General features: G+C 31.6%; 5 protein-coding genes and 2 rRNA genes (2 of these 7 only partly in view). All 7 read right to left on the minus strand.

Annotated features, from left to right (window positions below):
- Positions 1-863, minus strand: the 5' portion of a protein-coding gene (locus psyc5s11_RS26295; protein WP_224035393.1) for a glucose-1-phosphate adenylyltransferase. It extends 298 nt beyond the left edge of the window; 863 of the gene's 1,161 nt are visible here — the first part of the coding sequence; its start codon is at positions 861-863; its stop codon lies off the left edge, out of view.
- A 264-nt stretch (positions 864-1,127) separates the two neighbouring features.
- Complete coding sequence (locus psyc5s11_RS26300; protein WP_224035394.1) at positions 1,128-2,954, minus strand: glycoside hydrolase family 13 protein; 1,827 nt, start codon at positions 2,952-2,954, stop codon at positions 1,128-1,130.
- Between the two features lie 12 nt (positions 2,955-2,966).
- A complete protein-coding gene (locus tag psyc5s11_RS26305) occupies positions 2,967-5,402 on the minus strand; it encodes a glycogen/starch/alpha-glucan phosphorylase (RefSeq protein WP_224035395.1) in 2,436 nt (811 codons plus the stop codon).
- 25 nt (positions 5,403-5,427) lie between these two features.
- Positions 5,428-6,867 (minus strand): glycogen synthase GlgA, encoded by a 1,440-nt coding sequence (gene glgA, locus psyc5s11_RS26310; protein WP_224035396.1) that lies wholly within the window; start codon positions 6,865-6,867, stop codon positions 5,428-5,430.
- A gap of 229 nt (positions 6,868-7,096) precedes the next feature.
- Positions 7,097-9,061 carry a 1,4-alpha-glucan branching protein GlgB gene (gene glgB, locus psyc5s11_RS26315; protein ID WP_375542025.1) on the minus strand — a complete coding sequence of 655 codons (1,965 nt, stop codon included), beginning with the start codon at positions 9,059-9,061 and terminating at the stop codon, positions 7,097-7,099.
- 1,661 nt (positions 9,062-10,722) lie between these two features.
- Positions 10,723-10,839 (minus strand): 5S ribosomal RNA (rrf, locus tag psyc5s11_RS26320).
- A gap of 134 nt (positions 10,840-10,973) precedes the next feature.
- Positions 10,974-12,500, minus strand: a 23S ribosomal RNA gene (locus psyc5s11_RS26325); it runs 1,385 nt beyond the window's last position.

Below are 12,500 nucleotides of genomic sequence, written 5' to 3' on the forward strand. Positions count from 1 at the left end.
CCTATATATTGCGCTGGTCTTACTGGATTGACTGAATATATCTTCCAATCTTCTTCATGTAAATCAAGTTCATTATCTTCCTTGATTAAATCCATATTTGCTTCCCATAAGCTATCTATAGTACCAACATCTTTCCAATATCCCTTGAATGGATAAGCGACCATCTTACTTCCATCACCAAGCATACTTGGAATTATGTTCATTCCGAAATCATTTTTTGAAGTTTTATCTGCTTCATCTTCTTTTAAATATTTTTTAAGAGTTTTCCAATTAAAAATATATATTCCCATAGATGCTAAATTATTTTTAGGATTTTTAGGTTTTTCTTCAAATTCATATACTGATAAATCTTCTCTGGTATTCATTATTCCAAATCGAGATGCTTCATCCATTGACACTTCAAGTACTGCAATCGTAGCCTCTGCTTCTCTTTCTTTATGAAAGTCTAACATTTTTGTATAATCCATTTTATAAATATGATCTCCAGATAAAATTAAAATATATTCTGGATCATATCTATCAACAAATTCTATGTTTTGATAAATTGCATTTGCAGTTCCCTTATACCATTCTCCACCCTTTTCTTCTTGATATGGAGGCAATATGCTTACTCCACCATAAGTTCTATCCAAATCCCATGCTTCACCTATACCAATGTGTGCATTTAATTCTAATGGTTTATATTGAGTTAATACCCCTACTGTATATATTCCTGAATTTGAACAATTACTTAATGGAAAATCTATAATTCTATATTTCCCCCCAAATGGTACTGCTGGTTTTGCTAACTTTTTTGTTAATACCCCTAATCTTGATCCTTGTCCACCAGCTAATATCATTGCTACCATTTCATTTTTACCCATAATATTATCTCCTCTCATATGTTATTGTTCTCATTAGATAAACTTTTAATAGTTTATACTTATATATTTTAATATTATGCTTAACATATTGTTTTATATTAAACATATTATATTATCATTAATTATTGGATATTATTATTTCTAAAAACGGTTATTTTATTATTTTTACACAGTATATTATACACCATATTGTAAATAAATACCATATAAATCTATTTTAATAATCTCCGTCAACTTTCAGCTAATTTATCATATAATAATTAATTAAATTTTACGTAATATTTTAAAATTATGTGGAAAAACACTCATTATACTGTTATTACCTACAAATTTGTATTTTTCACTAATATTAAATAAATTTACATAAGATCCATTTAAACTAATACCCTTAATTAATTTTTGTTCATTTGAAACATTAACCAAAATTATTACTTTCTCATTTTCATAATTTCTTTCAAATACGAATACCTCTGGATCTGTTTCATGAATAATTAAATCCCCTTTTTTTAAACCATTTTCATTATTTCTTATATTTACTATTTTATCATAAAAATCACTAAGATCTTTATCCTCTTTTCCCCATGGATAACTTTTTCTATTATCAGGTTCTTTTCCACCTTTTAACGCTGTTTCATCCCCGTAATATATGAGTGGCACCCCTGGTAATGTAAATTGAATTACTACAATCAACCTTAATAATTCTATATTTCCATCTAAAACAGTTAATATTCTTTCGGTATCATTTGTACCTATAACATTTATATTTCCATAAAAACTTTCTCTAGGGTAATTTTCATATAAGGACATTATTTTTTGTTTAAATATATCTGATGTTATATAGCCTTTAGTAAAATTAATTAAATATTCTCTTAAAGGATAGTTTGTAACAGCGTGAACTTCTTTACCTTGCAAATACTTTCGTCTTTTTGAATAACTAACCTTATTCGATGCATCATCCCAAATATCACCTAAAAGGACAGTATTTTTATTGATTTCTTGCATTCTTGTTCTAATTGCTTCTATAAACTCATCAGGAAGTTCATCTATTACATTTAATCTCCAACCACTGCATCCCAACTCTATCCATTTTTTTATAATGGAATTATTATTGTTTATAATGTAATCCATATACCCATTTTCCATTGAATTGATATTAGGTCTTTCAGCAATTCCCCACCATGACTCGTATTGATATGGATATCTAGTAAACTTATACCACTCATGATACTTAGAATTAGGTGATTGATATGCCCCAATCTCATTATAATTACCTAATTTATTAAAATATTTGCTATCAGAACTAGTATAACTTAATACTATCTCTAGAATAATTCTTATACCTTTGCTTTCTGCTACTACACATAATTCTTTAAACTCATTATTTGTACCAAACATTTCATCTATAAGTTCATAATTTCCTGTATCATATTTATGACAGCTAGAAGATTTAAATACAGGACTTAATTGTATTATATTGGCTCCTAAAGATTTTATATAATCTAATTTCTTTATTATACCTTTTATATTTCCACCATAAAAGTCCCATCTAGCAATCTTACCAAATCCATCTTTAATATACATTGGATTATCGTCCCATCTCCCATATATAAATGAGTTTTTCTTAGGAGAATTTATAGTTTTGTCTTCATTTCCATTATAGAATCTATCTATAAGAATTTGATATACTACTCCTTCTTTATACCAACTTGGTGTGTAAGATTTTTCATATACCGTTATTTGATACGGCACAGGATTATACGTATATATTTGACCAATACCACCTAAATGTTCATCATTATTTCCATAATATAGCCTATTATAACCATCTATTAGAATAAAGTAATATTCTAATATTCCCAAAGTATCAGATGTATCAATTTCTACAGAATATCTAAATTCACCATTATTTAAATATTCCTTTTGCATCCCAATATTTAGTCTAGTACCATCAAATTGCATAAATTCTACTGCTACTATTATTTCTCTATCAACATTAATTGACAGTTTAACCTTTTGACCAACTTCTACTGCTCCGAAAGGCTTCCTAAATTTTATGCTTTGTGAATCATGTACTGCCTGTATACCGTCCATTAAATTGCCCTCCTATAGATTCTTATAAATTACTTCAGATCCCCAAATCCCTGTTGCATATTCTTCAATTGTTCTGTCAGATGAGAATATTCCTGAGTGTGCAATATTAACTCCACACATTTTTTGCCATTTATTAGTGTCTCTATAAAGAGTATCAATTTTGTCTTGAGCTTTTAGGTATGAATCAAAATCTTGCAAAACAAAAAACTCATCATTATAAGTTATTAGATTTTCATAAAGGCTTCTAAATTTTTCTTTATCACTATGATATTTCCCGTTTACTAAATCATCAATTACTCTTTTTATCCTTACATCACTATTATATATATCAATAGATTTATATCCTCCATTTTGATAATAGTTAAGTACTTCATCTGCATTTAATCCAAAAATTACTATGTTGTCATCTGTAACTTCATCTTTTATTTCAATATTGGCTCCATCTAATGTAGCTACTGTAACAGCTCCATTCATCATAAATTTCATATTTGATGTTCCTGATGCTTCTTTTGTTGTTGTAGAAATCTGTTCACTTACATCTGCACCTGGAATAATTTGTTCTGCTAATGAAACTCTGTAATTTTGAATAAAAACTACTTTAATCTTTTCATTTACTCTACAATCATTATTTATTTTATTAGCTATATTATTAATTAACTCTATAGTATTTTTAGCTAAATAATACCCTGGTGCTGCTTTTCCTCCAAATATGAATGTTCTGGGCACAATATCAAAACCAGGATTATCAATCAATTTATTATATAAATCCATTATTCTTAAACAATTAAGTATTTGCCTCTTATAAGCATGTATTCTTTTAACTTGAACATCAAATATAGAATTTGTATCTATGCTTATATTATCGTTATTTAATATTATATTTGCCAGCTTTTCTTTGTTAAATTTTTTTATTTTTCCTAACTGTTCTAAAACAACATCATCATTTAGATATCTTTCAAAGTTCTTCAAATCAATTGGATGCCTTATGAAGCTATCTCCAATTGTATCTTTTATTAATTTTGTAAGTTCAGGATTACTTTTTAAAAGCCATCTTCTATGAGTGATTCCATTTGTTTTATTGTTAAATTTATTTGGATATAAGTAATAAAAATCCTTCATTTCTTTCTTCTTCAGCATTTCTGTATGAAGTTTAGCTACTCCATTTACACTATGGCTACCTACAATTGCTAGATGAGCCATTTTTACTTTATTATCCCCTATTATTGACATTCTATTAATCTTATCCCAATTCCCAGGATATTTAACACAAAGTTCATCACAATACCTTCTATTTATTTCTTCAACAATCATATATATTCTTGGAAGTAAGTTTTTAAACATATCTACCGGCCATTTCTCTAAAGCCTCCGCTAAAATTGTATGATTAGTATAAGATATTGCATTAGTAGTTATTCTCCATGCAGTATCCCATTCTACTCCTTCTTCATCCAATAATATTCTCATAAGTTCTGGTATTGCAAGTGTAGGATGAGTATCATTAATATGGATTGCCATCTTTTCATCTAACAATTCTATATCTTTACCATGTTTTTTGAAATGTCTTATAATACTTTGAACTCCTGCTGAAACGAAAAAATATTGTTGCTTTAATCTAAGCCTTTTTCCTTCATAAAATGAATCTTCTGGATATAAGACTTGTGAAATTGATTCAACAGAATTTTTATACTCAATTGCTTTAAGGAAATCCCCCCTATTAAATGATGAAAAATCAAATTCATTTGAAACTGCTTCTGCACTCCATAATCTAAGGGTATTCACAACTTCGTTTTCGTATCCTACAATTGGCGTATCATATGGAACTGCTAAAACTGGTTCAAAGTTTATATGTGTGAAATTCAAATGTCCATTTATTTCACTTACTTTTATTTCACCACCAAATTTAACAATTTCAGCTTTTTCAGGCTTTCTTTTTTCCCATACATTTCCTTCTTTTAGCCAATCGTCAGATACTTCTACTTGTTTTCCATCAATAATCTTCTGTTCAAAAAATCCATGCTTATATCTAATTCCACAACCATTACCCGGAATATTCAAAGAAGCCATTGAATCTAAAAAACATGCTGCAAGTCTACCAAGTCCGCCATTACCCAATGCTTGGTCTTGCTCTAAATTTTCTAACTCTTCTAATTTTATATTCACATCTGCTAAAGCTTCTTTACATACATCTCTTATTCCCATATTTAATAATGCATCGCCAAGTAACCTTCCGAGTAGGAACTCCATAGAAAAGTAATAAACTTGCTTTTCTCCTGTTTTATTATATTTCTTATTCGTTTTAAGCCATGTTCTTGTAACATAGTCTCTTACTAAGCTTGCTAAAGAATCATATTTTTGTTGCTTATTTCCCTCTTTTAACTCAATACCATGCATTTCCAAAAACTTATTCACATAAGCTTTTTTAAATGTCTTTTTATCCATTTCGTGCATTCATGTCCCCCCTCATCAAATTGATCTAGTCCCGCCCTGTCAACTCTCTGTACATATTTAAATATACATCAGCTGATTTATTCCAACTATTATCACATTTCATTGCTTGTTTAACAAGGTTGTTCCACTTCTTTTTATCTTTGTATATACACATAGCATATTCTATTACACTATATAAATCATCTGAATTATAACTTGTAAAACTAAATCCATTACCTTCTCCAGTATATTCATTGTATGCTGTAACAGTATCCTTTAAACCACCAGTTTCTCTAACTATAGGAATTGAACCATATCTAAGTGCTATTAATTGTCCAAGTCCACATGGTTCAAAAAGAGAAGGCATTAAAAACATATCACATGCAGCATAGATTTTATTTGCTAAAGCATTATCAAATCTAATATTTGTAGATACTTTATTTCCATATCTATAATCTAACCATTTAAAATGATCTTCATAATGCTTATCGCCAGTTCCTAAAACTACTAATTGCACATTTTGTTGTAATAACCTATCTGAAATATTAACTAGTAGGTCCATTCCCTTTTGATGTGTTAATCTTGTTACCATTGCAATCATTGGAATATTTTTATCTACAGTTAACCCTAATTCTTTTTGCAATTCAGTTTTGTTTATAACTTTACTTTCAACTGAATTTATATCATAATTCTTTTTGATAAATTTATCTGTTTTAGGATTAAATTCGTCATAATCTATTCCATTTGTTATTCCTCTTAATGCATATGATCTATCTCTTAGTACTTCATCCAGTCTTTGACCATATTCAGGTGTCTGTATTTCATTTGCATAACTATTGCTAACAGTTGTGATTACATCAGAATAATATAATCCACCTTTCATAAAACTTACACCCTCATCAAATTTCAAAGATTTATTAGTATAGAGTTCCATATCGAACCCAAATAATCCAGGTAATATTTGAGGATCAAAGACTCCTTGAAATGCTATATTATGAATAGAATAAACACACTTCATATTCCAATAAAACATATCATTGTGTTTATATTGAAACTTTAGTAGTACAGGAAGCATACCTGTTTGCCAATCATTACAATGAATTACATCAGGTTGCCAGTCTATTTGTCTTAACATATCGAGTACAGCTCTATCAAAGAATGCAAATCGTTCTGCATCATCATAAAAACCATATATTCCATCTCTATTGAAATATTTTTCATTATCTAATGCATAGTATGTTACTCCATTATAGAAACATTCCCATACCCCACAAAATTCTTCTCTAGAACCAACATTCACATTAAACCATTGCTTAAACCTTAATTTATCCCTTACTTCCCAATTAATTTCCTTATATTTTGGTATCACAACCCTTACATCTGCACCTTTTTGTGCAAGTGATTTAGGTAATGCCCCCGCAACATCTCCAAGCCCTCCACTCTTTATAAATGGGCTAGCTTCTGATGCTACAAATAAAACTCTCATTCTTTATCCCCCTTAGTATAATCGATAGTGAAACTTGATTCAGGTGGGGTTTGACCCCCATCTGAATCCTAGTTGAACTTATACCCTCAACGGGCACCTCGTCCAGAAGCGTGCAGCCGTTACTCCCACTAAAAAAAGAGGAAGTATTACGGATGCTAGCTATCGGATAAACATATCTGTATCTTATAATTATTGCCTTAAGCAACACTTAATAAGATTTTATATTTTTCTACTTATTCATTTCTTTAAAATCATCATTCTCATTAATATCTATGTCTTCAATTAATTTAGCTTCTTGTATTATATTGATTTCACTTACTTTTAATACTAAGGTAGCCATTGGTGGTACTTTTATTTTTATGGAATATGGTTGTTTTTGGAATGGTGCTTTTTCAGATATTAATGCATCCTCCATTATTTGCCCTGAACCACCATATTTACTATCATCAGTATTAAATATTTCTTTATAGCTACCTAGGAATGGCACTCCAATTTGGTAGTCATAATATACTGTAGACTTAAAGTTTATTACAAATATTAATGTATCTTGATCATCTCTACTTCTTCTAGTAAAAATTAATATACTTTGCTCATCATTATCTGCTTCTATCCAATTAAACCCTGTATTGTCATGATCAAGTTCCCAAAAAGCCTTATTATTAATATATAGATTATTTAAATCTTTAAAAAATGCATGTGTCTTTTTATGCATTTCTAAATCCTTAATTAAATTCCATTCTAATTGTTCATATTCTCGCCATTCTATGGTTTGTGCAAATTCACATCCCATAAATAGTAGCTTTTTACCTGGATGTCCCATCATGTAACCCATAAATGCTCTAAGTCCTGCAAACTTATTCCATTCATCGCCCCACATTTTATCTAATAGTGACTTCTTACCATGAACAATTTCATCATGCGAAAGAGGTAACAAGTAATTTTCAGCATGATTGTACATCATTGCAAATGTTATATTTCTATGATTATTCTTTCTATATTTAGGATCTATTTCAACATATTCTAATGTGTCATTCATCCAGCCCATATTCCATTTTAAATTAAATCCTAATCCATCATTATCTGTAGGCTTTGTTATATTAGGCCATGATGTTGATTCTTCTGCTATCATAAGTGCTGTAGAATATTCTGCAAACACTGCTTTATTTAATTCTTTTAAGAAATCTATTGCTTCTAAATTTCCGTTTCCACCAAACTTATTTGGAACCCACTCTCCATGTGATCTACTATAATCTAAATATAAAATACTAGATACAGCATCTACTCTTAATCCATCAACATGAAATTCTCTATACCAATATAATGCATTTGATATTAAATAACTCTTTACTTCCGGTCTACCTAAATCAAAATTGCAAGTTCCCCATCCTCTATTTTCAGCTCTCCACTCTTCTTGGTATTCATATGTTGGTGTTCCATCAAATTTATATAATCCATGGGCATCCTTACAGAAATGTCCTGGAACCCAATCCATTATCACTCCTATATTTTCTTTATGCAACTTATTTATCAATTTTTTAAGTCCTTCAATAGTTCCATACCTGCTTGTTGGCGAATAGTATCCTGTCCCTTGATATCCCCAAGAAGCATCTAATGGATGTTCAACAAGTGGCATAATTTCCACATGTGTATATCCCATTTCTTTTACATACTTAGGTAAGTCGTCAGCAATTTCTTCATAGGTTAAAAATCCACCATCTTTATTTGTTTTCCAAGAACCTAAATGCACTTCATATATATTTAGTGGTTGTTCTAATACATTTATTCCCTTTATTTTATCAATCCATTTCTTGTCATTCCAGTTAAATTGTTTAGGCTCATATACTATTGATGCACTATCTGGTCTTAATTCAGTTTGTATTGCATATGGATCAGCCTTATAATCTCCTGTTTTACCATCTTTACTTATTATACAATACTTATATTTATCTCCAGCTTTAACTTCTGAAAAAAAGCCTTTCCATAGTCCATTTTCAGTTATTTTTTCAAGTTTATATTCATCTTTTACTTCAAAATCACTGAAATCACCAACCACATACACATCTTTAGCATTAGGTGCCCAAGTTGCAAATTGTACACCCTTCTTTCTTTTTTCAGTCTTAATATGTGATCCCAGTATATTGTAAGTTTCGTAATTCTTACCTTGATGAAATAAATATGTGTTAAAGCTAGTTATATCAGTCTTATCGACTTTTTCTACAACCTTTTTTACTGTATTTTTTATTTGTTCAGCTTTAGATTGTGTTTTTATTTCTTTTACAGCATCTGCTTTAGTTTGTATTTCTACTACTTCTTCAACAGCAGCTTTAACTTGTGCTACAGTTGATTTCTTTGCAGGCGATTTTCTTTTATTAGTAGATGTCTTGGTTTTAGGAACTACAACAATTTCCTCTGTTTTACTGGTAGTAGTCTTGGCTAATAGCTTTGAAGGTGTTTTTCTTGTATTAGTAGTTGCCTTACTTTTAGGAGCTACAACAGTTTCCTCTGTTTTACTAGTAGTAGTCTTGGCTACTGACTTTGATGGTGCTTTTCTTGTATTAGTAGTTGCCTTACTTTTAGGAGTTACAACAGTTTCCTCTGTTTCACTAGTAGTAGCCTTCGCTACTGACTTTGAAGGCACTTTTTTCGTAGTTGTTGCCTTAGCTGTAGTACTTTTCTTCACAGTTTTAGATTCAGCTTTTTCCTCTTTATTAGTATCAACATCTTTAACACTTATTTTTACTTCTTTTTTATTCGTTGTCTCTTTCTTTGTGCTATCTGTTTTGCTGGTTTCATTATTTTGTGGTTTTAGCGCAATTTCTTTTTCAGATTTTACTGAATCTTTAGTTGTTGAAGTTTTTTTTGTAGTAGTTTTCTTTATTATTTCTTTTGCTTTTGTTTCAATTGGAACTTTAGCATTTTTTACAGCAACCTTTTTTTCTATGTTTTTTGCACTTTTGTCATTGCTTTGTTTTAAATTAGTTGAAGAACTTTCTTTAGCAACTAGTTTATTATTATTTTCTATTGCTCTATTTATATTTTCTCCCACTACATTTTCCTCTTTATTATTAGCTTGAGTGCTTTTGTGCTTATCTTGCATTAAACCATACCCCCATCCATATTTGTATCCCTCTCATAATCATAAATTTCCATTCTTATATTTTGTTTTTCATTTATATATATCTATCTTACCAAATTTCGTAGTACATTTCACTTATTTTTCTATTTTTTTTATTAAATTTATTAGTTCACTTGATTTTTTTAAATTAATTATCGATATTTATCCATAAAAATGTATTAAATTAATTTATGTATTTTTACTAAACTTAGTATTTTTTTCTAACTACAAAGTCATAATCGCTAACTAATTAATTGTTTACATTAATTTCAAAAAATATGGAAATATTATAAATTTTATCTTTTGAATATTCATAATTATTAAATTATATTTAAATAAAACTTTTTATAAAAAATAAAAATATTATCTTCTATATTCTAATTAATTTTAAATTTATATAACTTTTATCTATTCTTATGTTAATTTTTGTTCTAATTAAATTTTAAAAAAACACTAATAAATTATAATCATCCGCTTTATAATTAAATTAATAATAAAGATGATGTTAATACTAGCGTTAAATTATTATAATACTTAAAAAAGCTGCTAATTAAAAACACTTTTTTATAATATCTTCTGTATTAAATTTTTATAGTAAAAAATCAAAGATACAATACATATTTTATCTGAAGCAAATATATATTGCATCTTTGATACACTATTTCTTTCATAAATTTAAAATACCTCTAACTATTTTAACAAATAAAAAAAGATAGTTATTACAACTATCTTTTTTATTTACCTCGCAACGTCCTACTCTGCCACACAGTCACCCGTGCAGTACCATCGGCGCTATAGACCTTAACTGTCCTGTTCGGAATGGGAAGGAGTGTTACCTCTATGCCATCGTCACGAGATTAAGTGAGTCTCTAAATCTATGATTTAGTTAGACGAACTTATGCAAATTCGTTAGAATTTGTTTTCCTTTGAAAGAATGCTCTTTCAAAATTGCATATAGAATTAATGTATATTTTACAACTTGATTAAATAATTGGTCAAGCCCTCGACCTATTAGTATCAGTCAGCTAAATATGTTACCATACTTACACCTCTGACCTATCAACCTTGTAGTCTTCAAGGGGTCTTACTAGCTTACGCTATGGGAAATCTCATCTTGAGGTTGGCTTCACACTTAGATGCTTTCAGCGTTTATCCATTCCCGACTTAGCTACCCAGCTATGCTTCTGGCGAAACAACTGGTACACCATAGGTCAGTCCATCCCGGTCCTCTCGTACTAAGGACAGCTCCTCTCAAATTTCCTACGCCCGCGACGGATAGGGACCGAACTGTCTCACGACGTTCTGAACCCAGCTCGCGTGCCGCTTTAATGGGCGAACAGCCCAACCCTTGGGACCTACTTCAGCCCCAGGATGCGACGAGCCGACATCGAGGTGCCAAACCTCCCCGTCGATGTGAACTCTTGGGGGAGATCAGCCTGTTATCCCCGAGGTAGCTTTTATCCGTTGAGCGATGGCCCTCCCACGAGGTACCACCGGATCACTAAGCCCGACTTTCGTCCCTGCTCGACTTGTAGGTCTCGCAGTCAGGCTCCCTTATGCCTTTGCACTCTACGAACGATTTCCGACCGTTCTGAGGGAACCTTTGGGCGCCTCCGTTACATTTTAGGAGGCGACCGCCCCAGTCAAACTGCCCACCTAACAATGTCCTGTCACCAGTTTCATGGCATCCAGTTAGAACTTCAATACTATCAGGGTGGTATCCCAACAACGACTCCACCAAAGCTAACGCTCTGATTTCCCAGTCTCCCACCTATCCTGTACAGACAATACCGAAATTCAATGCTAAGCTACAGTAAAGCTCTACGGGGTCTTTCCGTCCAATCGCGGGTAGCGAGCATCTTCACTCGCACTACAACTTCGCCGGATTTGCAGTTGAGACAGTGCACAAGTCATTACGCCATTCGTGCGGGTCAGAACTTACCTGACAAGGAATTTCGCTACCTTAGGACCGTTATAGTTACGGCCGCCGTTTACTGGGGCTTAAGTTCACACCTTCGCACTTACGTGCTAAGCATTCCCCTTAACCTTCCAGCACCGGGCAGGCGTCAGCCCCTATACATCAGCTTACGCTTTAGCAGAGACCTGTGTTTTTGTTAAACAGTTGCTTGTGCCTATTCTCTGCGGCCTGATTTCTCAGGCACCCCTTCTCCCGAAGTTACGGGGTCAATTTGCCTAGTTCCTTAACTGCAATTCTTCCGTCGGCCTTAGGATTCTCTCCTCATCTACCTGTGTCGGTTTGCGGTACGGGCACTACTTCTCTTTCTAGATGCTTTTCTTGGAAGCATGGAATCAGATACTTCGGTTCCGTAGAACCTTCCCCATCACGCCTCAGAATTGTTGGAACGGATTTGCCAATCCCAACTCCCTAAACGCTTAGACTAGCATCCAATAGCTAGCACATCCTATCCTTCTCCGTCACACCATCGATAATAACGATAATAGTGGTATTGGAATATCAACCAATTGTCCATCGACTACGCCTTTCGGCCTCGCCTTA

Source organism: Clostridium gelidum (genome assembly GCF_019977655.1).
GTDB lineage: Bacteria > Bacillota > Clostridia > Clostridiales > Clostridiaceae > Clostridium > Clostridium gelidum.